Source organism: Microbulbifer variabilis, from assembly GCF_020524905.1.
Taxonomy (GTDB): Bacteria; Pseudomonadota; Gammaproteobacteria; order Pseudomonadales; family Cellvibrionaceae; genus Microbulbifer; species Microbulbifer variabilis_A.
Genome location: NZ_JAIVKI010000001.1, coordinates 453133 through 477854, shown reverse-complemented (window position 1 = coordinate 477854; position 24722 = coordinate 453133). Strand labels below are relative to the sequence as shown.

Annotated in this window: 25 protein-coding genes, 1 other RNA gene and 1 pseudogene; 17 read left to right on the top strand and 10 right to left on the bottom strand. The window is 52.8% G+C overall.

Going from position 1 to position 24722, the window contains the following annotated elements; all coding sequences use genetic code 11:
- Positions 1-80 precede the first annotated feature (80 nt).
- From rimK to dapB, 3 genes and pseudogenes are all read right to left on the bottom strand, one after another.
- Positions 81-1019 (bottom strand): 30S ribosomal protein S6--L-glutamate ligase, encoded by a 939-nt coding sequence (rimK, locus tag LC073_RS01980; protein ID WP_226643299.1) that lies wholly within the window; start codon positions 1017-1019, stop codon positions 81-83.
- An 84-nt stretch (positions 1020-1103) separates the two neighbouring features.
- A pseudogene (locus LC073_RS01975) lies at positions 1104-1595 on the bottom strand (ATP-dependent zinc protease); the annotation flags it as partial.
- Between the two features lie 115 nt (positions 1596-1710).
- A complete protein-coding gene (gene dapB, locus LC073_RS01970; protein ID WP_226642849.1) occupies positions 1711-2526 on the bottom strand; it encodes a 4-hydroxy-tetrahydrodipicolinate reductase in 816 nt (271 codons plus the stop codon).
- Between the two features lie 240 nt (positions 2527-2766).
- Here dapB and LC073_RS01965 point away from each other — a divergent pair, with 240 nt between their 5' ends.
- On the top strand, positions 2767-3222 hold the full coding sequence (locus tag LC073_RS01965; protein WP_226642847.1) for a hypothetical protein: 456 nt from the start codon (positions 2767-2769) through the stop codon (positions 3220-3222).
- 145 nt (positions 3223-3367) lie between these two features.
- On the opposite strand, the gene dnaJ is transcribed toward LC073_RS01965, so the two are convergent.
- The 3 genes from dnaJ to grpE form a co-directional block, all read right to left on the bottom strand.
- The gene (gene dnaJ / locus LC073_RS01960; protein ID WP_226642845.1) at positions 3368-4489 is read right to left on the bottom strand and encodes a molecular chaperone DnaJ; all 1122 of its coding nucleotides are present in this window, start codon (positions 4487-4489) and stop codon (positions 3368-3370) included.
- A gap of 225 nt (positions 4490-4714) precedes the next feature.
- Entirely contained in the window at positions 4715-6661 is a 1947-nt protein-coding gene (dnaK, locus tag LC073_RS01955) for a molecular chaperone DnaK (protein ID WP_226642843.1), read from the bottom strand.
- Positions 6662-6786: 125 nt separating this feature from the next.
- Positions 6787-7428 carry a nucleotide exchange factor GrpE gene (grpE, locus tag LC073_RS01950; RefSeq protein WP_226642841.1) on the bottom strand — a complete coding sequence of 214 codons (642 nt, stop codon included), beginning with the start codon at positions 7426-7428 and terminating at the stop codon, positions 6787-6789.
- 232 nt (positions 7429-7660) lie between these two features.
- Between grpE and recN the strand changes: the two genes are divergently transcribed.
- Both recN and LC073_RS01940 read left to right on the top strand, forming a co-directional pair.
- The gene (recN, locus tag LC073_RS01945; RefSeq protein WP_226642839.1) at positions 7661-9331 is read left to right on the top strand and encodes a DNA repair protein RecN; all 1671 of its coding nucleotides are present in this window, start codon (positions 7661-7663) and stop codon (positions 9329-9331) included.
- Between the two features lie 264 nt (positions 9332-9595).
- Positions 9596-10201: a 1-acyl-sn-glycerol-3-phosphate acyltransferase gene (locus tag LC073_RS01940; RefSeq protein ID WP_226642837.1), complete on the top strand. Its 606-nt coding sequence runs from the start codon at positions 9596-9598 to the stop codon at positions 10199-10201.
- Positions 10202-10243: 42 nt separating this feature from the next.
- Here LC073_RS01940 and fur read toward each other — a convergent pair whose 3' ends face one another.
- Positions 10244-10654, bottom strand: coding sequence for a ferric iron uptake transcriptional regulator (gene fur, locus LC073_RS01935; RefSeq protein WP_226642835.1), 411 nt, complete (start codon positions 10652-10654; stop codon positions 10244-10246).
- A gap of 276 nt (positions 10655-10930) precedes the next feature.
- On the opposite strand from fur, the gene LC073_RS01930 reads away from it, so the two are divergent.
- Positions 10931-11275: an outer membrane protein assembly factor BamE gene (locus tag LC073_RS01930; RefSeq protein WP_226642833.1), complete on the top strand. Its 345-nt coding sequence runs from the start codon at positions 10931-10933 to the stop codon at positions 11273-11275.
- Here the strand turns inward: LC073_RS01930 and LC073_RS01925 are convergent.
- Positions 11272-11625, bottom strand: a complete 354-nt coding sequence (locus tag LC073_RS01925) for an RnfH family protein (RefSeq protein ID WP_226642831.1) — start codon at positions 11623-11625, stop codon at positions 11272-11274. The genes LC073_RS01930 and LC073_RS01925 overlap by 4 nt on opposite strands.
- Positions 11622-12062 carry a type II toxin-antitoxin system RatA family toxin gene (locus tag LC073_RS01920; protein ID WP_226642829.1) on the bottom strand — a complete coding sequence of 147 codons (441 nt, stop codon included), beginning with the start codon at positions 12060-12062 and terminating at the stop codon, positions 11622-11624. The genes LC073_RS01925 and LC073_RS01920 overlap by 4 nt, the downstream gene beginning before the upstream one ends.
- Before the next feature lie 194 nt (positions 12063-12256).
- Between LC073_RS01920 and LC073_RS01915 the strand changes: the two genes are divergently transcribed.
- From LC073_RS01915 to LC073_RS01870, 10 genes are all read left to right on the top strand, one after another.
- Complete coding sequence (locus LC073_RS01915; protein ID WP_226642826.1) at positions 12257-13675, top strand: sodium-dependent transporter; 1419 nt, start codon at positions 12257-12259, stop codon at positions 13673-13675.
- A gap of 15 nt (positions 13676-13690) precedes the next feature.
- Complete coding sequence (gene smpB / locus LC073_RS01910; protein ID WP_226642824.1) at positions 13691-14170, top strand: SsrA-binding protein SmpB; 480 nt, start codon at positions 13691-13693, stop codon at positions 14168-14170.
- Positions 14171-14210: 40 nt separating this feature from the next.
- Positions 14211-15557, top strand: a complete 1347-nt coding sequence (locus tag LC073_RS01905; RefSeq protein WP_226642810.1) for a sodium-dependent transporter — start codon at positions 14211-14213, stop codon at positions 15555-15557.
- A gap of 156 nt (positions 15558-15713) precedes the next feature.
- Positions 15714-16103: a transfer-messenger RNA gene (gene ssrA, locus LC073_RS01900) on the top strand.
- 185 nt (positions 16104-16288) lie between these two features.
- Positions 16289-17518, top strand: a complete 1230-nt coding sequence (locus LC073_RS01895) for a tyrosine-type recombinase/integrase (protein ID WP_226642808.1) — start codon at positions 16289-16291, stop codon at positions 17516-17518.
- A 104-nt stretch (positions 17519-17622) separates the two neighbouring features.
- Complete coding sequence (locus LC073_RS01890) at positions 17623-18486, top strand: hypothetical protein (protein WP_226642806.1); 864 nt, start codon at positions 17623-17625, stop codon at positions 18484-18486.
- A gap of 120 nt (positions 18487-18606) precedes the next feature.
- Complete coding sequence (locus LC073_RS01885; protein WP_226642804.1) at positions 18607-18831, top strand: helix-turn-helix transcriptional regulator; 225 nt, start codon at positions 18607-18609, stop codon at positions 18829-18831.
- 13 nt (positions 18832-18844) lie between these two features.
- Positions 18845-19213 (top strand): hypothetical protein, encoded by a 369-nt coding sequence (locus LC073_RS01880; RefSeq protein WP_226642802.1) that lies wholly within the window; start codon positions 18845-18847, stop codon positions 19211-19213.
- Positions 19213-20013 (top strand): hypothetical protein, encoded by an 801-nt coding sequence (locus LC073_RS01875; RefSeq protein ID WP_226642800.1) that lies wholly within the window; start codon positions 19213-19215, stop codon positions 20011-20013. Before LC073_RS01880 ends, LC073_RS01875 begins: the two co-directional genes overlap by 1 nt.
- A gap of 364 nt (positions 20014-20377) precedes the next feature.
- Complete coding sequence (locus LC073_RS01870; RefSeq protein ID WP_226642798.1) at positions 20378-20629, top strand: hypothetical protein; 252 nt, start codon at positions 20378-20380, stop codon at positions 20627-20629.
- 355 nt (positions 20630-20984) lie between these two features.
- Here the strand turns inward: LC073_RS01870 and LC073_RS01865 are convergent, their stop codons facing one another.
- Positions 20985-21650: a hypothetical protein gene (locus tag LC073_RS01865; protein WP_226642797.1), complete on the bottom strand. Its 666-nt coding sequence runs from the start codon at positions 21648-21650 to the stop codon at positions 20985-20987.
- 475 nt (positions 21651-22125) lie between these two features.
- Here LC073_RS01865 and LC073_RS01860 point away from each other — a divergent pair, with 475 nt between their 5' ends.
- From LC073_RS01860 to LC073_RS01850, 3 genes are all read left to right on the top strand, one after another.
- Positions 22126-22458, top strand: coding sequence for a hypothetical protein (locus LC073_RS01860; RefSeq protein ID WP_226642795.1), 333 nt, complete (start codon positions 22126-22128; stop codon positions 22456-22458).
- 325 nt (positions 22459-22783) lie between these two features.
- Positions 22784-23323 (top strand): hypothetical protein, encoded by a 540-nt coding sequence (locus tag LC073_RS01855; RefSeq protein ID WP_226642793.1) that lies wholly within the window; start codon positions 22784-22786, stop codon positions 23321-23323.
- Positions 23320-23514 carry a hypothetical protein gene (locus tag LC073_RS01850; RefSeq protein WP_226642791.1) on the top strand — a complete coding sequence of 65 codons (195 nt, stop codon included), beginning with the start codon at positions 23320-23322 and terminating at the stop codon, positions 23512-23514. The genes LC073_RS01855 and LC073_RS01850 overlap by 4 nt, the downstream gene beginning before the upstream one ends.
- Positions 23515-24722: the final 1208 nt, after the last annotated feature.

Here is a 24722-nt window from a genome sequence, read left to right as displayed (position 1 = left end):
AGCGCGCCAGCGAAAAGCCCGGCTACCTCTGAAGGTTAGCCCACTGGACTTAGAGCCGCCGGCGCCCCAATCACCATCGACTATTCAGACGTACTCTTCTCTAGGTCGATACTGCTTTCTGCCATTTTTGTCGCCGGACGCCACTTAAGGGCCTTCTCAATCGACATGATCATGGCCCCAGCAATATCTTTACGGGTGGCGCTCTCGATACCTTCCAGACCGGGAGAGGAGTTCACCTCAAGCAGCAGCGGCCCCTTGCGCGAGCGAATAATATCTACACCCGCCACCTTCAAACCCAGCGCTTTTGCCGCCTTAATCGCTATGCGCTTTTCATCTGCCGTGACCTTGACCACTGAAGCGGTTCCGCCCTGGTGAATATTGGCTCGGAACTCACCCGGTGCCGCCTCCCGCTGGATTGATGCCACCACCCGTCCATCGATCACGAACAGGCGCAAATCCTTGCCTTGAGCTTCGCGGATAAACTCCTGCACCAACAGGTTGGCCTTTAGGGATTTAAACGCGTTAATGACCGACTCCGCCGCTTTACGTGTTTCCGCCAGCACAACGCCGCGCCCTTGTGTTCCCTCCAGCAGTTTCACGATCAGCGGCGCACCGCCGACCATCTCGATCAACTCATTGGTATCCACCGGCGAGTTAGCGAAGCCAGAGGTAGGGATACTCAAGCCGCTCTGCTGCAGAAGCTGCAGGGAAAACAACTTGTCCCGCGACTGACTGATCGCCGCAGAACCATTCAGGGCAAACACCTCCAGACTCTCGAAGTGGCGAGTCAGGGCACAGCCGTAAAAGGTCTGGCTGGGACGAATCCGCGGGATAATGGCATCCAGATTATTGAGGATTCTGCCATCGCGGTAATGCACCTCGGGCTCATCCGCATCCAGTTTCATATAACACTGACGAACGTCCAGGAAGGTCATGCGGTGACCGCGCTCGGCACCGGCTTCCATAATGCGACGGTTGCTGTAAAGGTCTGGGTTGGAAGCCAGCAAGCCAATACGCAGGCCTGTGCCGGCGATATGGTGTTCGTCTCGATAAAATTCATCCAGCTGGCTTTTTGGCAAATCACCCAGGCAGAACCCCTCCGAAGGGTCCACCATCATACGCCCAAGCATTGCTTCACGTCCGAGCAACATGCGGTAACCCATACTGTCGCGATTGGTCAGGGTCAGTTCGATATCCCAAACGCTACCGCCAATGGATAGTGCCGTGCGAATGACTGGACGCCGCTCCGCTTCACCGGAAGAACTGCGCACCAAGCGCTTATCCAGAAGACGGGCCTCACAGCGCACGGTTGGACGGCGTTGGTGCTGTAATGGGTGCGCTTCAAAACTTACCCAGGGCTCACCGTCGCGCTTGAACGTCTGAATATTGTAAGCGTGCAGGCAAGACGTCTTAGCTCCAGAGTCCACCCGGGCCTTAATTGCGGGAATACCCAAGCCAGGAAATGCACACCACTCTTCACTGCCGACAATCAATTTTTTTTCCAAACGAAAAAATCCTCTATTTTTTAAACTTTCGAGCAAATAAACAGCCCGAACTATTTTTAACTTGTGCGAAACAATCGCTCGCCAACCCACTTAGAGTCTTTTTAGCCACTCCTGCTGCCAACTCACACCAGCAGCACTTCTCCTGGATAGAACTGACTGGGTGAGGCGGGGCTACCCCACTAAAAAAACCATTGCAGTGGGTAAATTAATTTAATCCCAGCACATCGCGCATATCGTAGTGACCTGGGGCGCGCTGGGACTGCTCATCTCCCATTAGCCACAGCGCGGCACGCACTGCGCCGCGGGCAAAAGAGAGGCGACTACTGGCGCGGTGGCTGATCTCAACCCGTTCACCTTCGGCGAGAAACATCACCGTATGCTCACCAACCACATCCCCTCCACGTACCGTGGCAAAGCCGATGGTGTCCCGTGAGCGTTCGCCTGTTTGCCCCTCTCGCCCATAGGTCGCCACCTTATCGAGATCGCGCCCCAAAGTCTCGGCCACCACTTCCCCCATACTGAGGGCTGTGCCCGAGGGAGCATCCACTTTGTGGCGGTGATGGGCCTCAACAATTTCTATATCTGCGTCTTCACCCATCACCCGCGCGGCAGTCTCCAGCAATTTAAAACACAGGTTTACACCGGTAGAAAAGTTACTCGCCAGGCACAGCGGCACTTGTTCAGTGTGACTGAGTACTTCGCTCTTTTGCTCTGCAGTAAATCCTGTTGTACCAATCACTATGGGGCGACCGTGAGTGGCACAATATGCAGTATTCGACACAGTGGCGAGAGGTGCGGAAAAGTCGATCAACACATCAAACTCGGCTTTTTCCAGGCTATCCACGATGGCTACGCCATTGGAACCCAGGCCGGCAACTTCACCGGCATCGGCACCCACCAGGCTGGAGCCGGGCCTGACAACAGCGGCGCTGAGTTTCGCTTCCCTGGTGAGCATCAGAGCCTCCGCCAGAGCCCGCCCCATACGCCCACCAAACCCGCTGATCGCTATCTTTACTGCCACAACAACACTCCTGTCTACGCCCATGAGGTTGCGAATCTTACCCCGCCCTGCCAGAAGGCAGCCACAAAAACAGCCTCTTTAAAAGTGATCACTTTTGCATGGTCATAATTCAGGCCACGAGATTTCTGCAATAGAGGAAATAACGAAGCACAAGCTTATTACCAACTAACTGCAACTAAGTGAAAGCAATGCCAAATGGCGATGCTAGTCTTATCCCAGAGGGCTAAATGGAGCGCCAACATGCGACTAATGATTCGATCTAACCATCTGCCACATTTACTGGCAGTGGTCATTTTCCTGACCCTGGCCTTTGGCAGTGCGCCCGCGTCTGCCCAGCAACAGAGCGCCAGTCCAGATTTCTGGGAGAAATATGACGACATAACAGATTGGGTGACGCTGCGTCTGCAGCTCACCCCTGGCCAGGAAAAAGCTGTACTGCCCATCATGCAAAAGAGCCTTGCAGAAAAAAAGGCGGTATTGGAACGCTATGGCGTATTAAACAACCCGAAAGTCCGCTTGACTCCCAAGCAGCGCGGGGAAATAGGTGCGCAATTGGCCACAATCAGTGCCCAATCGAACAAAGAGTTGGAGGGAATATTGAATCAACAACAGATGGCAGCACTGGGTAAGATCCAGCACGAATTTTTGATGGAGTTAGCTGCTCGACTGAGGGCCCGATCTACCCAAGAGGACTAACCCGGCGGCGACCAGGGCCGGTACTCACTACTTTTTCTACCTCTAAAGACTCTCCGAAAGCTGTCCTACAAGTCAACTTAAGAAGCAGCCCCAGAAGTTGAGGCTGCCAAAAGTCGAAAAACCTATAGAGCTCGCCCAAAAGGGCTTACAGCTTCATATCTCCAAAGAAGCTCTTCACTCCCTCAAACCAGCCGGTTTGACGAGGCGCATTTTTCTTTTCACTAAGGGTATTGGCAAATTCCTGCAGCAGCTCTTTTTGCTTGCTGGAGAGGTTCACCGGTGTTTCCACCACAACCCGACACAACAGGTCGCCAGTAGCACCACCGCGCACAGGGGTTACCCCTTTGCCGCGCAGCCGGAACAACTTGCCGGTCTGACTCTCCGCGGGAATCTTCAGTTTTACCTTGCCATCAAGCGTCGGCACTTCCAGTTCTCCGCCAAGCGCAGCGGAAGAGAAGCTGATTGGCACTTCGCAGTAGAGGTTCTTGCCATCGCGCTGGAACAGGTCGTGTTCCTTTACCACGACCTGCACATACAGATCGCCAGCGGGACCGCCATCAGGGCCGGCTTCACCCTCACCGGACAGGCGAATACGGTCGCCAGTATCCACACCGGGGGGCACTTTCACCGACAGAGTCTTAGTCTCCTCTACCCGACCGCGACCGTGGCAGCTGCCACAGGGATCGGAAATAATAGAGCCGCGCCCACGACAGTTGGGGCAGGTCTGCTGAACAGAGAAGAAACCCTGCTGCATACGCACTTGGCCAGCACCGCCACAAGTGCCGCAGGTCTGCGGTGAAGAACCGGGCTTGGCACCGGAGCCATGGCAGGTATCACACGAGGCCAAAGTCGGTACGCGAATTTTGACCGTAGTGCCACGCACTGCGTCTTCCAGGTCCAGCTCCAGGTCATAGCGCAAGTCGGAACCGCGCGCAGGGCCACCGCGACGACCACCGCCCCCACCAAAAATATCGCCGAACACATCGCCGAAGATATCGGAGAAACCACCGAAACCGCCGGCACCACCACCGCCCATCTGGCCTTCTACACCGGCGTGGCCAAACTGGTCGTAAGCCGCACGTTTCTGTGAGTCGGACAGTATTTCGTAGGCCTCATTGGCCTCTTTGAATTTGTTTTCGGCTTCCGCATCATCGGGGTTACGGTCCGGGTGAAACTTCATTGCCACCCGGCGGTAGGCTTTCTTCAGCTCTGCATCCGAAGCGCCGCGCTCGACGCCGAGGACTTCGTAATAATCGCGTTTCGACATAAAACTATGTTCTCTGGTCCGGCATCAAGAACGGCCAAACTCTTTCTAGTTCTCGGTTTCTAACTAAACTCCGCATGCGGAGCGCCGCCAAATTGCACAATCACTGTAAATTTTGACGGATACCTGAAACAACACAGGGCGCGGGCCTCTGAAAGTAAGGCGCCGCGCCCCTGAAGTTTTCCGGCGGATACTGTAAAAGTTACCGCCGGAAATGCAAGCGAACGCTTACTTACCTTCTTTTTTGTCTTCCTTTACTTCTTCGAACTCGGCGTCAACCGCATCGTCGCCTGCGGAGGACTGCTGTTCACCTTGAGCGCCTGCACCAGCGGCACCTTCAGCGCCAGCGGCCTGGGCCTGTTCGGCGTACATTTTCTGCGCAACCGGGCCGGAAGCTTCGGTCAGTTTGGTCGTTGCGGCTTCCATGGCAGCCTTATCGTTGCCTTTTACCGCCTCTTCCGCTTCGCTGATCGCCGCTTCGATCGCGGACTTCTCTTCAGCGGTGGCTTTGTCACCGGCTTCTTCCAAGGTCTTCTTGGTGGCAGAGATCAGACCGTCGAGGGTGTTGCGGGTCTGTACCAGTTCCTCGAACTGCTTGTCCGCTTCGGCATTCGCCTCGGCGTCCTGAACCATCTTATCGATCTCTTCCTCGGACAAACCGGAGGAAGCCTTGATCACGATGGACTGCTCTTTACCTGTCGCCTTGTCCTTCGCGTGTACGTGCAGGATGCCGTTGGCATCGATATCGAAAGTTACTTCGATCTGAGGTACACCGCGGGGGGACGGCGGGATATCAGCCAGGTCAAAACGACCCAGAGATTTGTTCTGGGAAGCCTGTTTGCGCTCACCCTGTACCACGTGAATGGTCACCGCGGTCTGGTTATCTTCTGCAGTAGAGAACACCTGGGATTTTTTGGTCGGGATTGTGGTGTTCTTGTCGATCAGCGGAGTCGCAACACCGCCCATGGTTTCGATACCCAGAGTCAGCGGGGTAACGTCCAGCAGCAGTACGTCTTTAACATCACCGGACAGTACCGCGCCCTGGATAGCAGCGCCCACGGCAACGGCTTCGTCGGGGTTAACATCTTTGCGCGGCTCTTTGCCGAAGAACTCGGTTACTTTTTGCTGAACAAGCGGCATACGAGTCTGACCACCAACCAGGATCACTTCGTCTACGCCAGAGGCGGACAAGTCAGCATCCTGCAGAGCAATTTTTACCGGCTCCAGGGAGCGGATTACCAGCTCTTCAACCAGGCTTTCCAGCTTGGCGCGAGTCAGTTTAACCACCAAGTGCTTTGGACCAGTGGCGTCTGCAGTAATGTACGGCAGATTCACCTCGGTCTGCTGACTGGAGGACAGCTCGATCTTGGCTTTTTCTGCAGCTTCTTTCAGACGCTGCATCGCCAGGGGGTCGCCTTTCAGGTCGATGCCCTGATCTTTCTTGAACTCTGCCGCCAAGTAGTCGATCAGGCGCAGGTCGAAGTCTTCACCACCGAGGAAGGTGTCGCCGTTGGTGGACAGTACTTCAAACTGCTTCTCGCCATCCACGTCTGCAATTTCGATGATGGAGATATCGAAAGTACCACCACCCAGATCGTATACCGCTACGGTGCGGTCGCCACCCTGCTTGTCCAGGCCGTAGGCCAGTGCAGCGGCAGTCGGCTCGTTGATAATGCGCTTAACGTCCAGGCCAGCAATACGGCCGGCGTCTTTGGTGGCCTGACGCTGGGAGTCATTAAAGTAAGCCGGTACGGTAATTACCGCAGCATCTACTTTTTCACCGAGGAAATCTTCCGCGGTTTTTTTCATTTTCTTCAAGACTTCAGCAGAGATCTGAGGCGGAGCTTTTTTATCGCCTTTCACTTCTACCCAAGCATCGCCGTTGTCGGCTTCGGTGATGGTGTAAGGCACCATCTTGATATCTTTCTGTACAACTTCATCTTTGAATTTACGGCCGATCAAACGCTTAACCGCAAACAGAGTATTCTGGGGATTGGTCACCGCCTGACGCTTGGCGGACTGGCCCACCAGGATTTCGTTGTCGTCAGTGAAGGCAACAATAGAAGGCGTAGTACGATCGCCTTCGGCGTTTTCGATTACGCGCGCTTTGTCACCATCCAGCACTGCCACACAGCTGTTGGTAGTACCCAGGTCGATGCCGATAATTTTTCCCATTTGTAAAATCCTCGATTGATGCGCGCCGCCAGATTTATTCTGTCTACAACGCGCGAATAATTCTTCTGTTGTCAGCTATATTGGTGCCGGCCGATAAAATTCAAGGCCGTTTTCCACACCTGCTGTTACGGCGCTTTGCTGACCACCACCATAGCCGGGCGCACCAGGCGACCGTTAAGGCGATACCCTTTTTGAAATACCTCCATCACCGTATTGGGCTCCAGCTCCCCGTTGGGCACCTGGGTCATGGCTTGGTGCAATTCCGGGTCGAAGGGCTCGCCGGCCGGATCGACAACTTCCACCGAATTTTTCGTCAAGGTATCAACGAAAGATTTGTGGGTTAGCTCGATACCTTCCACCAACGCTTTGTTGGTTTCATCCTTGGTATCGATGGTGGCGAGGGCACGCTCCAGGTTATCCACAACCGGCAGTAAATCCTGCAGCAATTTTTCCACCGCAAATTTGCGTGCGCGCTCCACATCCTGCTGGGCACGGCGGCGGGCATTCTGCTCCTCGGCCTGGGCACGCAAGGCCAGATCCTTCTGCACGGCTAACTGCTCTTGCAGTTTGATAATTTCATCGTGCAGCGCATCGGCACTTTCGGCTTCTTCGTGCAAGGCTTCTTCAGCCTGCTGCCGCTCGGTTGCGGAGGGGTCTTCAATCTCCGCGGAAACCGCCTCGTCTGTCTCTGTCAGGTGCTCATCAGCCAGGGCTTCCGGCTGCACCCCCTCTGTAATCTGATCTTCTTCGCTGCGCTCTCTGGCCACTGCTTTCTCCGTCGCGTCGACTCTGTCAGGAATGAGTTGGGCCCGTCCCGCGGGCTCTGGGGGCTATATGGGGCCATCCCCGCACAGTTCAAGTGGTTTTTAGCGTCCGCGCACTCCGGCAGGGTAATGTGCCCCAGTCCCTATAGCTAACCGAATGGGGATACTGTATAAATAACCACTACACAGTGGGGCGCGAGCCTAACAATAAAACAAGGACATAAAAGCGATACCTATGTTGCTGCACCTGTCTATCAGCCAATTCACCCTGGTGGACCAACTGGAGTTGGAGTTCGGCCCCGGAACCAGCACCCTCACCGGCGAAACCGGCGCGGGAAAATCCATCACATTAGACGCCTTGGGGCTCGCCCTGGGCGGCCGCGGCAGCGCCGAACTGGTGCGTACCGGTGCCCGGCGCGCCGATGTCTGTGCCACTTTCGATATCTCCGGCTACCCCAGTGCCAGCGATTGGCTCAAATCCCAGGAGCTGGATAGCGGGCAAGAAGTCATACTGCGGCGCACTCTCGGTGCCGATGGCCGCTCACGGGCATACATTAACGGCCAGCCGGTAACCCTTCTGCAGTTGCGCGCCCTGGGAGAGCAACTGATTGATATCCACAGTCAGCACGAGCATCAATCTCTGCTTAAAAAGGAGACTCACCGTCGTCTACTGGACGAGTTCGCCCAGGCTCAAGAGCTGGCCGCCGAAACCCGCAGCCGCTACAAGACTTGGCAGGACCAGTATCGCCGCTACCGCAATCTGGCCGACAGTGCTGAGGAAGCTGAGGCCCGACGCAACCTGCTGCAGTACCAACTGCGCGAACTCGAGCAGCTGAATCTGAGTGAAGGCGAGATCGAAGCGCTGGAGAGTGAGCAAAGACAACTGGCCAATGCCGGCGACATCCTTAATGGCAGCTATCAACTCGCCGCGCTCTTATCCGGTGGTGAGGGGGATATTGCCGAACAACTGCACCGTGCCCTGCAATTGCTTTCCGCCATGCCCGAACAGGCACCGGCTTTAGTTGAGGTGGCGCAGATGCTCGATAGTGCGCGCATCCAGATCGACGAAGCGGCCGGCACCCTGTCTCGACATATCGATCGTTTCGAGATGGACCCTGAACGACTCGCCGAAGTTGAGGAGCGCCTCAGTGCAATTTATCAATCTGCGCGCAAGCACCGCGTGCAACCCAGTGAACTGCCCGCTCTACAGCGACAATTGCAAGATGAACTGGACGATATCGACACCGAAGACACTCTAGAGCGCCTCGCCGACACCTGCGGCAAGTTAGAAAAAGAATTTCGCACCGTCGCCACAAAGCTGAGTAAGCTGCGGCAGCAGGCGGCGATAAAGCTCGCCGAGTCGGTAAACCGACAGTTAATGGATCTGGCCATGCCCCATGCCAGGGTTGAACTTGCCTTACAGGTTCTGGATATGCCCTGCAGCCACGGCCTGGAAGAGGTGGAAATCCTAATTTCCACCAACCCCGGCCAGCCACCGCGCCCTCTGGGTAAAATTGCCTCCGGTGGTGAGCTGTCTCGGGTAAGTCTCGCCATTCAGGTGGTGACGGCACAGACCTCGCGCACCCCCACTCTGGTATTCGATGAGGTGGATGTGGGGATCGGCGGGGCCACCGGCGATGTGGTGGGCCGCCTGCTGCGCCAGCTTGGCGAGACCCGTAATGGCTGCAGCGGCCAGGTGATTTGCGTTACCCACCTGGCTCAGGTGGCCGCACGGGCCCATCGCCAATATCTGGTGGAGAAGCACAGCGATGGAGAACAGGCGTTTGTCGCCCTCCGCGAGCTAAAAAATGATGAACGCCGCGAGGAGATCGCGCGCATGCTGGGCGGACAACCCAGCCCCCAGTCACTGGCCCACGCGGAAGAAATGCTGACCAGAACGCCTTGAGCTGTCCCGCAACGCCCAATTCAACCCACCTCGACGCATTTTTGAACTGACCAGCAAGACAGCCCAACCTCTCCCGGTGGGGAGGTGGGCAATCATATCTCGTAGATCAATAAATAACCGTCAACAATCCGGCAAAATAGCCGGCCTGCCGGTGATAAATGCCGTTTTAGGACAAATAGACCAAATATGACTGGGTGTGGCAGCAAAAGTCACCATATACTGGGCCGCTTGTTTAACTTTGTTTGAGTAGTATCGGCCGAGTTTATGCAGAGAACGATTTTTAACACCCCGATTGTCACTCCGCTGCTACGCCAGATTGCCAAGCTGTTGCTAAAGTTGCACGGCTGGCGCGTAAATGGCGACCAGCAATCCTTGAAGCTTAAGAAGTATGTATTGATCGGGGCTCCCCACACCACCAACTGGGACGGCTACTACTTTATTCTCGCCGCGCTCAAACTGAAGATGACCCCACAGTGGATGGGCAAAGACAAACTCTTCAAGTTCCCCCTAGGAGGCCCCATGCGCTGGTTTGGCGGCATCGCCGTAGACCGCAGCAAGGCCAACAATCTGGTAGACGCCACCGTACGCCAGTTCAAGTTGCGCAAGGAACTGATCATTGCCATTCCACCCGAGGGCACTCGCGGTTTGAGTGAGCGCTGGAAATCCGGCTTTTACCATATTGCGCGCAGCGCCAAGGTGCCGCTGGTATTGGGCTTTATCAATTTCTCGAAGAAGGAAGTGGGCATTGGCCCTATCGCACAACTGGGTGAAAACCTGGAAGCGGAATTAAACAAATTGAGGGAATTTTACGCGGATAAAATTGGGAAATTCCCAGAGCTCTATACTCCGCCCTGCCAGCCTCAGCAGTAAGCGGGCATAAAATGGGTGCGGCGGCCGCCGCACCCGATAGAATTACTTATCTTTCGCCTTCACATACAGCACTAAGCTGTGACCTGTCAGCTCATAACCATGTTCTTCCGCGATCTGGCGCTGCAATTCTTCGATTTTTTCATTGTGAAACTCGATGACCTTACCGGTATCGGTGCACACCATATGGTCGTGATGATCTCCGCGATCCAGCTCAAATACGGAGTGGCCACCATCGAAGTTGTGACGAACAACCAGGCCTGCGCTTTCAAACTGGGTAAGCACCCGGTAGACAGTAGCCAGTCCGACATCCTCCCCCGCTTCCAGCAGTAGCTTATACACATCCTCAGCACTCAGGTGCTGCTCACTGGTGCTTTCTAGCAACTGCAGAATCTTAACCCGCGGCAGAGTGACCTTCAGACCGGCCTTGCGCAATTCCTGGTTTTCGTTCGACATGAATAGATATTTCCCGACAGGATTTATGAATTGTCTTTACTTGCATCAGCCCACTGAAGAGGTCTATACCCGAATAAGACCACAGATTCCCGCCTGTCAGCGAGCCGACTCTTCGGTTATTATCCCATGCTGAACGGAGTCAGCGGAACCCCAGCTACCCAGACAGGGGTAAATCGCAGCGGGAGGGAACTTTCCCTGCGCGCAGGGGCCTATTCCGGGTAGCCGCTAAATATCGGTGCCAGAGATGCCGTATGAAAGAACATAATGGAGCAATGAATGCCGCCTAGCCTGAAATTTATCGCCATCGCCAGTCTGTGCGCCCTTCTTGGAGCTTGCTCACTGGTTAAGTTTCCCGGTGTGCACCGCATTGAGGTACAGCAGGGCAATATCATTACCCAGGAGATGGTCGACCAGCTGAAGCCCGGTATGACCCGCCGCCAAGTACAGTTTGTTCTCGGCACGCCGTTGCTGGAAGATACTTATAACCCCAACCGCTGGGACTATATCAACCGCGTCCGCGACAAGAAGGGCAAAATCACTCAGCAGCGCTTTAGCGTTTATTTTGAGGAGGATTCCCTGGTGGCCACCAGTGGCGACTGGCAGCCGGCAGGCTGGCCCTAAGTCGAAGAGCCCTCAGCACCTTTCTTTTTCTCGGCCAGTCGCTTGGCCTTCTCGGCGCGCTGCTTGCGCGCCTCTTTCGGGTCGGCGATCAGCGGGCGATACACCTCAACACGGTCGCCCGGTTGCAGCTCATAGCTTTCCGCCGGCGGCAAGCCCTTACTACCCAACACCTGACCAAAAATACCCATTTTGGCAGTGTCCGGGTCCACTTCCGGATACTCTTTGGGAATGCCCGAGCGAATCAAGGCTTCCCTTGCAGTAGTGCCTTCTTTTACCAGCAAACGCATCAAGCGTTGCTCGTGAGGTAGTGCGTACACCACCTCCACCGAGATCGTTTTCTCTTCCGTCATTGGGGCTTCCCGTATATTTCCTCTGCGCGCGTGCACATTACTGCAACCATTTGATTGGCCAGATCGCTAAACAATTTACCCGCCGCAGCGGCAATTAAACGGCTTTTCATAGCGAAAGAGAGAGAGAAAGTCACCTTGCAAGCGCTCTCGGCCAAAGGGGTAAATGTCCAGTGACCGGTGAAATTCTCGAAAGGCCCATCCACCAGGGTCAGGGTCATATTGGTTGGGCGCACTAATTGATTGCGCGTGGTAAAGCTCTGACGAATACCCGCGCGCGATAAATCCAGACGCGCCTCCAGGGTTTCTTCATCCCGATACAGAATCTCGGCACCGCGACACCCCGGTAAAAACTGCGGATAACTGGCCACATCATTGACCAGATCAAACATTTGTTCCGCGCTGTACATCACCAGCGCGCTTCGCTCTATTTCAGTCATTCCTACTGTCTAATCCAGTCCGCCAGGCAAAATCGCCTGGGATTGTCGTTCGGCCGCTAATTTTGCCAGTCGGCGCTACTCAAGCAAGACAATTCCTGTAACAATCGCATTTTTTGCCGGCGGGGCAAACCCGGCCCTGTCGGAATAACAAAAATGACAAGCTGTATCTGATAAAAAATAATAGCGAGAGTACTATGACCGCAGTGAGAGAGCATTTTGGGTCAAGGTTGGGCTTTATCCTAGCCGCAGCTGGTTCCGCAGTTGGTATTGGTAATCTGGTGGCGTTCCCGGTAGCAGCCACCAAGAGCGGAGGCGGTGCTTTCCTGCTGGTCTATGCTCTCTTCGTTTTCCTGATCTGCCTGCCGGTAATGATGGCCGAGTTAGCACTGGGGCGCCGCTCTGATAAAGACCCGGTTGGCGCCTACCGCCAGCTCTCCAACGGCTCATTTCTGTGGCGAATTCCCGGCTGGCTGGCCCTGATCACGCCTTTTATGATCGCTGTTTTTTACTTGGTGGTTACCGTATGGGTACTCGGGTACCTGGCTGAAACCATAACCGGCAACCTCAACCTGCTCGCCACCCCGGATTTCTTTATCCACTTTATCAATACCCCCAAGGTATTTATTTACCTGGTGGTATTAATGCTGATCATTAACGCCATTCTCGCTATGGGCGTAAAAGACGGTATCGAACGCGCAGCTAAAACCCTGATGCCGATGCTGTTCGTTATGCTGCTCGGCCTAGTCATTTTTGTTCTGACTCTGGACAACGCCTTCCTGGGAGTGAAGTACTATCTGGTGCCAGATTTCAGCAAGATCGACGGTAATGTAGTGAGCAAGGCTATGGCCCAGGCCTTCTTCTCATTGTCTCTGGGTATGGGCATTATGATCACCTACGGCTCTTACATGAAGAGACGGGACTCCATCTCCGGCTCCTCCCGCGCCGTTGCCATCACCGATACCCTGGTCGCATTTACCGCAGGCCTGCTGATTCTGCCGAGTATTTTCCACTTCAACCCGCAGATTGATCCCTCCGAACTGAGCGAGTCCTCCGCAGGTATGATCTTCTTGTTCCTACCGAAGATCTTCCTCGCTCTGCAGGACAGCATCGGTTATATCGGCGCGAGCGTAGTGGCCGCCATCTTTTTCTTCCTGGTGCTGGTGGCCGCGATTACCTCACTGGTTTCTATTATCGAAGTACCCATCGCCACCCTTCGCGATGAGCGCAATATGGAGCGCAAAAAAGCGATTTACCTTGTCGCCGGAGTACAGTTTGTCCTGGCCATCGCTTGCGCAGCTTCGTTTGGCATGGTCAACTGGTTCACTGAATTTGTACAGTTGGCCGGCGTCAACAAGTCCTTCTTCGACCTGGTGGAGATCATCTTCTACGATACTATCTTGCCGCTAAACGGCCTGCTGGTATGTCTGTTTGTGATCTACAAGTGGAAGAAAGCCAACTTTGACAAGGAGCTACAGGAAGGCGACCCCGCCTTTGCCGGCTCTTTCTCACAAAAATACGTAAACTTCTCCCTGGGCACCTTTATCCCATTGATACTGCTGTTGATCTTTATCAACACCGTAGCCCTGAAGTTTTTTGGACACAGTTTTATCTAGTCATTAGAAGTTTTCATGGCCAAGAAAAAGAAAGCGCAAACATCCAATACCATCGCCCTCAACAAGAAGGCCCGTCACGACTACTTCATTGAGGAGAAGTTTGAGGCGGGCGTTGAGATGCAGGGCTGGGAAGTGAAAAGCTGTCGCGAGGGCAAAGCCCAACTCACCGACAGCTATGTCATTTTTAAAAATGGCGAAGCCTGGCTGCTGGGTTCCAATATCCAGCCGCTCGCCAGTGCCTCCACCCACTATGTGACAGAGCCCGACCGCACCCGCCGTCTGCTACTCACCAAACGTGAGCTTTCCAAGCTGATCGCCGCGGTGGAGCAGAAGGGGCACACCGTTGTTGCCACCGCGCTGTATTGGAAAGGCCATTTGGTGAAGTGCGAAATCTGCCTGGCCAAAGGTAAGGCCATGCACGATAAACGGGAAACCGAGAAGAAGCGCGATTGGAACCGCGAAAAGCAGCGCCTGATGCGCGTTACGCACAAGTAGTGCACAGAAAACCATTAGAAGAATAATTACGGGATTTAGTATGAGTGCACCCCGAGGACAATTCAGCTCGAATATTGGCTTTTTGATGGCCGCCGCCGGGTCCGCCGTAGGCCTCGGCAATATCTGGGGTTTTCCCACCAAAGCCGCCAGCAATGGCGGCGCCGCCTTCGTAGTGGCCTATCTATTTTTGGCTTTCGCCCTCGCCTACCCGGCATTGATGGCTGAACTTACCATCGGCCGCTATGCACGGCGTAATATGGTGCAGGCACTGCGCACCATCTCCATTGGCCCTATCAGCCGCTTCTTCGGCGGCCTGGCCGGCTTTGGCGGTATCCTGGTGGCATCCCTGATTCTGAGTTTTTACGCCATTGTGGCCGGCTGGATGGTGGCCCATTTGGCCGAGCCTTTCGCCGCCTTGTTTGGCGCACAGGAAACGGCACAGTGGATGACGGGAAACAGCACCCAACGCAACCTGCTCTTCACCGCAATCTTCAGTGGCCTCACCATGTTGATTATTGCCAGCGGAGTAGAGAAAGGTATCGAGCGCTGGTCCACGCTGTTGATGCCTTCTCTGATCATCCTGCTGCTGCTTTTGATTGCCTATGTTCTCACCCAGCCCGGTGCCTTTACCGGCCTGGAGGTGTACCTGATGCCAGACTTCAGTCACTTCACACCGAAGCTACTGATCTCCGCCATGGGGCAGGCCTTCTTCTCGCTGTCTCTAGGTGTTGGCACCATGCTGATCTACGGCTCCTACCTGAGCCAGCAAGAGAGCCTGCCGCGCCTAGGCGCCCTGGTGACCCTGATCGACGTGGGCATCGCCTTCACCGCCGGCCTGCTGATCCTGCCCGCTATGTATGTAGCGCAGGAATCCGGTACCCAGATCTTCTCTGCTGACGGCGCCCTGATCGCCGGGCCCAACCTGATCCTGCAGGTACTGCCAGCACTGTTCGACACCATGGGCGAAGCCGGCGTATTCGTTGCCATTGCCTTCTTTGCCTTGATGGTTATCGCCTCCCTCACCTCCTCCATTTCCATGCTGGAAGTACCGGTGGCTTTCTCTATTGAGAACCTAGGCATTCCACGCCGTATCGCCACCCCTGTGGTGGGCCTGGTGATCTTCGGCATCAGCAGCGCCATCATTTATAACTTCGATGCTTTATTTGGACTGATAGTCAGTATCAGCACCGAATATGGACAACCCATACTCGGCATCGCCCTATGCATCTTTGCCGGCTGGATCTGGCGCCGTGACCAGCTGCTGGGCGAGCTAAAGAAAGGCCATGAGGATATTGAGCACACCCTGTTCTGGAAAATCTGGCCCTGGTATGTGCGTATCGTCTGCCCATTATTGATCCTGGCAGCCTTCGCCCAGTCAGTGATGTAACTCCACTTTCTAAGCACCCCGGCGGCGATAGCCGTCGGGACTCCCCAATTTCAATTGCTCTTTCCAAACATCTCAAAAAATCCCTGGCACATAAAAATTTATTGCAATGCCCAAGTTTGGGGTATACTTAGATGACACACGAGAGTGTTTCTTATCGGGGATGACTTGGATTCGACGCCGGTGACGAAACCTTGGGTGCATGCCGTGATGGCAGCGAATCACGTAAATCCAAAGCTGTACTTTATTAGTTGCCAACGACGACAACTACGGTGCCCAACTCGCTGCGTAAGCAGCTTGTGAAGCACTAACTAAGGGTTCGTCCCTTAGCAGTCTTCAGCAAGGTTCCAGTATCGCGCTGTAGACTGTTATACAGAACTGGATCGCCGCAAGCCATGTCCGTGGGTAAGCGGTTAAACAACTTACGGGATCGCCCTATACGTCCTGACCGCCGGGCTGTAATGGGTTAAATCAATTGACGGAGCTAAGCATGTAGAGCCTCTGGCAGAGTGCTGACGGACGCGGGTTCGACTCCCGCCATCTCCACCAAATCGCTGTCTCAGACAGCCCTCAAAAGCCCCGCAAACCTAGTGTTTCCGGGGCTTTTGCTTATCTGGACCATCCCAGTTAATCTAAGCTAACCCGTCCAAATCCAGCCTCAAGTGGACGGGTTATTGGACGGGTTGATAGTAGTGCCACCGTCCAACCCGTCCAAAACCCATGGAAGGTGAGCTATGCCGCTGTCTGACACTAAGGTCCGCGCCCTCAAGCCCCGCGAGAAGAAGTACATCGAGTCCGATGAGAAAGGGCTGGCAATCGAAGTGACCCCGACCGGGGCCAAGCGTTGGGTATTCCGTTTCCGCCTGCATGGCAAACGCCCAGAAATGGCAATTGGGCTCTACCCCGATGTAAGCCTGAAGCGCGCCCGCGAACTCCGTGATGAAGCCCGCCAGCATGTTGCCGAAGGTATCGACCCTCGCGATATAAAACGCGCCCGCAAAGAGTCCGCCCTGGAAGCCAACCGCAACAGCTTCGCCGCCGTCAGTGATGAGTGGTTCGCAGCCAAGATGGCCCACCTATCCAGCTCATCCAAGGACCGCGCCACCCTCGCTTTAGAGCGTGACCTAAAGCCCTATTTGGGTAAGCGTCCTATCTCCGAAATAAGCCCGCCGGAAGTGCTGCGGTGCCTGCGCCGTATTGAGAGCCGGGGAACCCTGGAGACTGCCCACCGGGTAAAGCGAGTAGCCAGCCAGGTATTCCGCTTTGCCGTGGCCACCGGAAGGGCCGACCGCGACCCCACCACAGACCTGACCGGCGCACTCACCCCCACCAAGAAGAAACATCTGGCAGCTATTACTGACCCCACTGAAGTTGGGCGCCTGCTAACCGCCATAGAGGAATACCAAGGCACCCCAGTAGTGAGAGCCGCCCTCAAACTGTCCCCTCTCCTATTCTGCCGCCCTGGAGAACTGCGCAAACTGGAGTGGGCCGAAATTAACTGGGAGGCCAAGCAAATAGAGCTGCCCAGCGAAAAAATGAAAATGGGCCAGCCGCACATTATCCCTCTTGCAGAGCAGTCGCTGGTACTAATGCGGGAACTGGAGCCACTAACAGGCCGAGGCAAATATGTTTTCCCCTCAGCCCGAGGCCAGAGCCGTCCACTGTCTGACAACGGCGTGAGAACTGCACTCAGGTCACTGGGCTATGACAACGAAACCATGACTGCCCACGGCTTCCGGGCAATGGCTCGCACCCTGCTGGATGAAGTTCTTGGCTTCCGCGTGGACTACATAGAGCACCAGCTAGCCCATGAAGTGAAAGACACGTTGGGACGCGCCTATAACCGCACAAAACACCTAGAGCAGCGGGCAGCAATGATGCAGAAGTGGGCGGATTACTTGGATAGCCTTAAAGCTAGCGAAAAAGCAGGGAATGTAATCGCGGCGAACTTTAGCAATCGATAACGGACAATCGAATTTCAGCGCCTAGGGTAGCTCCCGAAAAGCCGCACCCCTTAGTGGCCTGGCGCTGAATCTAATCGAAAGGGAATCTCTCAAAGGGGGAGAATATGGAAGACTGGCAGTCTCTTATATTGATTCGAGACATAGAAAAGAAATATAAGAACCTAGATTTCAAGCTTCTATTGGAGTCCATAATGAAGCTTGAAACACCAATATACTATCTTCTGCCACCAGGCCACTTTGTTGACCACTATTCGCATTATCGCAGCAATCATATTCCGGTAACAGTTCACGTTCGCGACCCTGTTGATAATGAACTCTATACTGGGAAACTAATAATTTGGGGTGGTGGCGACGACATAGAGGAAGGTGCGGCTGCCTTCGCATTGAACGAAGAAAATGCCTGCCTTTTTGCTGAGTCCGCTCTTTATAATTTTGTTACACAAAGCAGAGACTCTGCCTACTCCTCTAAGAGAAACTGCTGGGAATTAACACTATTGGACGACTATGGAAAACCTCTAATCATTGGACATGAACCGACTTCCCCCGAAGGAAAAATCATATGGGAGGAGATTTTTCAAGCAGTATCAAAGCAGCACCCTAAAGTAAACCCCAATCAAACTTGGCTTCAGCAGCCCGCTGAGGAAGTATCTTTCGGTCAACTTGCAGTGCTCCCCAATGACTTAATTCAGTTTCAACCGTTAAAAAATAAGGCACAAAAAGCTCTCCCCCAAGAGGGAGCAATTGAAGTTTTAGGCCCAACTGAACGAAGAAGCTTGATAAACATCATCTGGGCATTGAAAGAACTATCCATCACAAAGAGCCGCAACGCCAATCAGTCCACCATTATCACCGAACTGGTAGATAAATATGGCGGCCTCAGGGGTATTTCAAAAGCAAAATTAGGCGAAGTCCTGGGTGAAGCTAACAAACAAAATAAACACCGGGTTTCGGCAGAGGAGGCAAGCTAGCCTCCCCAAAATCTAGGTAGATTTTTCTCATATCTAGCTAGACAAGCCCACTATTCAATAACCCGTAATTGCCCAATATCTTACGTATCAGCCTCAACAAACCCATAGGAGAGCTGATACGTGCAGACCAACCTATACAACCAACAATCAATAAACCCTTCCGCGATGTACCGGGCCCGAGATTGTGCCCGGTTCTACTCCATTGGTTTATCCACCTGGTGGAACTGGACCAAAACAGGCAAAGCCAAACGCGGCACAAAGTTAGGACCAAAAACCACCGTATGGGAGGGAGCCTACCTGCTTGAGCTGAAGCAAAAACTAATCACTGAAGCTGAAAGCTGCTAAGGGGGAGATGACTATGGAAATAATCAGAACCGCCCCGGCACAGAGCGGTCTCGACACACAACATAAGCCCGGCAATATTAACAACAACACCCAAACCACAGAACACTCAGCCAGTAAGATTTGGCGCCCCCTATCACCCCGCCAGGTGCGAGCACTGGAAACATTGCTCACTGGCCCATGCAGCCGGGAAAAACTCGACAGAGTGACAGGGGCCAGCAATGGCCCGAATGTAATCTTGCAGCTCAGAAAGCGGGGAATAACCATTCAATGCCGGATGGAGAGGCACATAGACCGCGATGGCATTGCAGGGCGCCATGGCGTTTACTGGCTGCCTGATAGCGAGCGCCAGCGTATTGGCTCCCTTAAGTTGCTGGGGGGCTAATGGCTGAATCTGCTAGAGAGCTTCTGCAACGGCTTCTAGCGCGCGGTGATGGTATAGCGGTCGATGGTGGCCGCCTTACCTTAGCCCCAGCCAGTGGCCACCCTGTGCCCGCTGAGTGGCTTTCCGAACATGAGCGGCCCCTTATCACCGAAGCAGCCCGTTTAGCTGGTGTGGAGCCCCTGGAATATGTCAGCTATTCAGTGGGGAACTATGGCCCCAGCAAGCGCGGTGGTGTATCCCTGCAATTTCGCAACCTGACTGATGGCAGCGAGCGCTATTCCGTATTCAACGTCGAGACACGGCGCAACAGGACCACCAAGCACGGTAAGAAAGGCTCCCCCCTGCCCGCCGGACAATTCCGGATAACTACTCGCTTCAAGTTCTACGGGTTCTGGTTATCCACGGGTTTACCTGTGCCGCGGCGTCTAAGTGCCTTTCACGATTACATGGGCAAACTTGCTGGCTTGGTTTTCACCGGTACGGCGGCAGATGGTGAGCGCCTGAGTGATGTCCGCCCACTCTCACTATGCAACGCCGATTTACTGGAGCTAATGGGGGTGAATCTGCCGGACAACTCCCGGACAAGTGCCGGACAACTTCCGGACAACTCCCGGACAAAACTTCCGGACAAGGAAATCCAGCAAACCCAGCAACCACGGGGAATACAGCCAATTCAAACTACGGGTGAAAAAAAGCACGGTAATACGGTAATAAGGGAACGCGGGTATAAGGGAACACCTATTCCCCCCCAGGAACAGACCAATGAGGAATGGTTAGCCTGTTATGAGCGCGCGGGGTGATTTAATAACTTGGTGCGCCCTATCCAAATTCAGGCAGCAAAACAGCACAGTAAAATATTGGCAGAGCATTCGACGTCCAGCATTGAAAGGCTTTACACTGGGCAAGCATACTGGAGGCGTTGCGGCAAAATCCGTAACCGGGATTGGAACCCCGAAACTACAAGGCGACCCGATGCCGCCTACCCCTGTATGCGGTTTTTTTGTGCCCGGACCTCACCTATTCTCACCCTTTTTATGGTGGGCTGTTTGGGGGGCCTTGTGCCCGCCGTTCCCTTGTAGCGGTAGTTCCAACCCATTCAGCCCGCCGCCCAATTGAGATTGGAACCTCACGGGCAGCGGCTCACTTATACAAGGAGCCCAAGCCATGGCAAACCAAGCCCCAGCTGTATCTATCTCTCAAGCCGACAACCTCATTGGTCGTTCAATCGATATCGCAAACCTCAGCCTGGAATCACTAAACAAGCTACGCACCCTCTTCCAAAGCATTAGCCTGATATCCGAGAGCAATACCACCAGCCAAGAGCTGGCAGTTATCGGCGCACACCTTGCCGATGAGTGGGCCAACCTAATCGACTGTGAGCGTGAAGACCTTGAGCGCCTGGAGGGCAAGCAGTAAGGGCGGGACTACCCATGCCCAAAGCTTTAAGAAATATTAAGGTGATATTTAGAGTGGGCAGCCTCAACGGGGGTACAGAAAAGTTGAGGTGCCTGCCTGGCTGCATAGAATTACTGAGAAATACTGAGGTGCTCCCCAAGCGTCGGTGAGGCAGGCCAACGGCTCAGGGGGCCGCAGAGGTCCTTTCTGACCCAAGGAAGCCCAGAATATTGAAGTTAAGTTCGTTACCCCGTTAAGGGTTGGACTAGCTTCACAAGAAGCTGAACATTAATCAAATTTCAGCGATTAGGGATGCAGCTGCCAGCTCTAAGTCACTAATGAACGCCTAGAAATATAAACCGTAAGTGAGGCGGCATTAGCTATTGCCCTCAAAATAAGCAAGCAAAGGGTTAATAACAACTTCTGGAAACTTCTTAATTGCTAAGTCTATTGCACCTGTAGTCACCTTTTGCATTATCTTACCAATCCAGGCATTAACCCCCTCACCATGAACATTTCCATCCGCCTCAATACGATTTTCTAAATCTGAAATATCCTCATCCGGAATACCATGCTTTTCTAGGTGAGACTTGAGTGCCGAAAAATCTCCTTTAGATATATTTATACTCAGGTTTTGTTCTAAAGAGCTATCACTGACACTACCCAAAACACCCTGAAAATTATCAATATTTTTAATTTTAATAAACACTTGTGCGCTCTCTTTTTCCTCTGAAGTAAACGGATGTTCTCCTGACTTTTTAGCTTTATGCACGCCCCCTATTAATGCCTCAACCTCAGCCTCTCGGACTGCCTTTCTAGCAACAAGAAAACTTCTTCTCATGTTGTCAAAAGCATCTTTATGGCTTCCAATTTTATATGTTGTGCTCGCGTTAGTTACCAACCGCTTAAACTCTCCCTTAGTTACGTGATTAAATATCAATAACGGTTCAACATTATAAGCCCAACTTTCATAGTTATTCAGTGAGAGATATATGCTCTCATCGTCCTTTGTTAGCTGCCTGAGTTCTTCAAGTACATCCATGTAATTTCAGCCGCCATTTGTGATTAGATAAACGTAAACTATATGCATAGAAAATCCTAGTGATTTTCTGGGTGCACCCAATCACAAAGCCCCTTAGGGGTTTTGCGACCAGTACGCGCGGGAGAGCAGCTAAAGCGATTATGAAGTAGAGCAAGCAAGATAAGCTCCCTTATCAGCCAAGGCAGGTTGCTGTTTCTGGCCGAAACACCATGGTTAACTGCAATTCTGACTAGAATGAAGGTTTTTCGGAAGTCATCTATGGGGGTGGTTGCACTTATCGACCGCTTCCAAGGCATGGGGGTCATGTCTGATATGCCATTGATATTTATTGTAAATCACAAGATGAAGCCAAAGAGTTTCGAGGGATGGCTCTAGCCTAGCTACCGGCAACAACTAGACATCCTCAGAAGTGAGGTCCTATTTGGAATGCTGTTGATATGGGTGCAGCTAGAATCTGAAAGGAACCAATAAAGCCATGAAAAAGGTCTACATCTTCTTGGCCATAGCCGCATCAACGCCCTTTATTGTTTACGGGTTGATGTTCTACAAGCCGCTGAAATATGAAAAGGCGCAAGGCCTGTCAGAGGAAGATTTCAAGTGCGGCCGTGGCTTTGCCCATGTTGTACATGACAATCCTATCGAAAGGATTCCCCTGTATAAGGTCGTAGTAGAGAGAAAAGAAGACACAGGCTTGATGGCTACCTCATACTTTTTCTGGGGTGGGGTTTACCGAGAGATATACATTGAGGAAGATTGCAGTGGTACGAGAGAAAAGCCAATCTATACCAGCACCCTGCGCGAGCAGTAACCTATGAGGTTTCGGCAGATGTTGGCCATTCAACACAAGTATCAAGCAATAATGCTGGCACCCCATCGCCCCCATGGTCTGAGTTAGGCTTCACATCTTGGTTTCAACTACCTAGAGCCTAGCAGTGGTGAAAATACCAAATTCCCAGTAGCTATTGTTTAACCACTCAGCGCTATAGCAATTTCGTACGTCCGCTCCAGTCAACTTATTGGCGTCATTTTCTACCGAACTTATCCTCTACTGGCCCTACAATCCCGCGATAGGACAAGAATAAAATTCTGATAACCCATGCATGGGATTTTCTAGTTAGCAGCAAGGAGGACAAATGCTAGCGACTCATAGAGATGCAGAGTCACGATACGAATCATATCGTCAAGTGGTCCGGGAGCACGTCAAAGAAGCCCTTCCCTATGGGGATGCAAGCCAAATACACCTTTCAGGGTTAGATTTCAGAGCAATCAGCCAAGCAAAGCTATGGAGCAGCATTCAAGAGCGTAGAGCTGACTTCAATTGGGAGGCGAACACCAGGACGTATAGAAAGATATACCCTAAGCGTTTTGAACTAGCTATTTGGTATCAAAACCGCCTCGAATCCCTCTCTCTTGGGCGCCCTTCCTTCAATGGAACAAGAGTGCGTCTTGAATTAATCGAGCGGGTTGCCGGATATAGTATGCTCAAGGGCAGAAGCTTCGCTATTACCGAGTTAGCCTTGATTGCGTACGCCAACCTACTAGGTGCTGATGAGATTCGTATAATGCAGCCCATAAATGCGGCCGTGAGAGACTTTTACGTACAGAAGGGCTATAGCTATATACCATCAACAGGTGCCCGCCATTTCCCTGACTACTGCGTGAAAAAGATATGAAGAAGTCCAAAGATTTCAATGAAAGAATGAAGAAGATGAAGTCTTCCATCAAGGAGAATAAGCATATCCTTGAGGATGACACCCTTGATGATGTCACCATCATTGGAAACCCAGACTTCATTAAAGACCCTAAAATTTTGGATGAACAGGATGCCGAGGAGGACAAGACATGTCAGAAAAAAAAGAAGTGAAATCACTTCAAGAGGCTAAAGAGAGACTGAAGGACTTGGTCACTCCTGAAAAGTTGGCAATACGCCCCAAGTCAGTTGATTCCGCCATCAAACAAAGACCGCGGGATGCGTGATTAAGATAAGCAGCCTCGGCCATGAGCAACAAGAAGCAAAGGCAGCCTTTAACTCCATCAACCTAAAAGCAACACATCCAAGAGAACCCGACTTGCCTAGGGCCCTAGCCTGAGAATACCTGAGATACCCCACCGGCCGGACCCGAAATCTCAGCCCTTTTTAGGACTAAAAAAACTAACTACCGCTCTTATTGAGGGGTAGCGCAGAGAAGCTCATCAATAATATTGGCTGTTAAGGTGGGAACGGCACCAGACTGTGACTGCGAAACTATCCAGCTAGATAGTATGGCGCGCTTTTTATGCCCTAACCCTAGCCCAGATGGATTCGTGTACTCACCTATCCTATCCAGCCCGTCCGAGGTTACTTTGAATTCACCACAATTGGGGCAATTTTGATGAATAAATTGGTCCGTGGTGAATACTGTATTGGTGTTCTCAGCTGTGCAAACAATGCAGGGGTCGCCTAGGTCCATAATTTTCTCCTTCTGAACAAAGCACCAGGTCTTAGCAGCTCTCACAAATCCCTCTTGCCTAGCCTGAATGAGGGCAACACAGCAAGAAAACAAGCCCCTCTATAGTGAGAAGGTTTTTCCACAATCCAGGGAGCCTCTCACCTGTTGACAATTGTTGACACCGATAAAGGTTTTTTTCGCATCAGTATGGGGTCTAGAACAACTCGCTGGAGCACCAGTCAACCTTCACCTTGCGCAATACGTGCCTGTTTGAAAAATAGCCACCAGGCCCGGTAGTTCACCCTAATGGACGGGTTTTTTGACGGGTTATCAAAATTTACGAAAATTTAATCTAAATATATCAATAGTTTATGTGTGTTTTTCGACTCCCGCCATCCCACCAAATCGAAAAAGGCCAACCGCAAGGTTGGCCTTTTTTATTGCCTGTACAAAATCATTCCTCCTTTGCCAGCCAGGAATCTTTATCAACTCTCTTAAAAAACTTCTTAAATCTAATCTCAAAAAAAGTTTTCCATTAATCTTGAGCCTACCCAGGCATTTCAATGTATTGAGTAAAATAAGTAATCCTGGTCGTGAGCACCGAGAAGTAAAAGCCTCCTTCTACCCGAGAGAGCCCTAAATT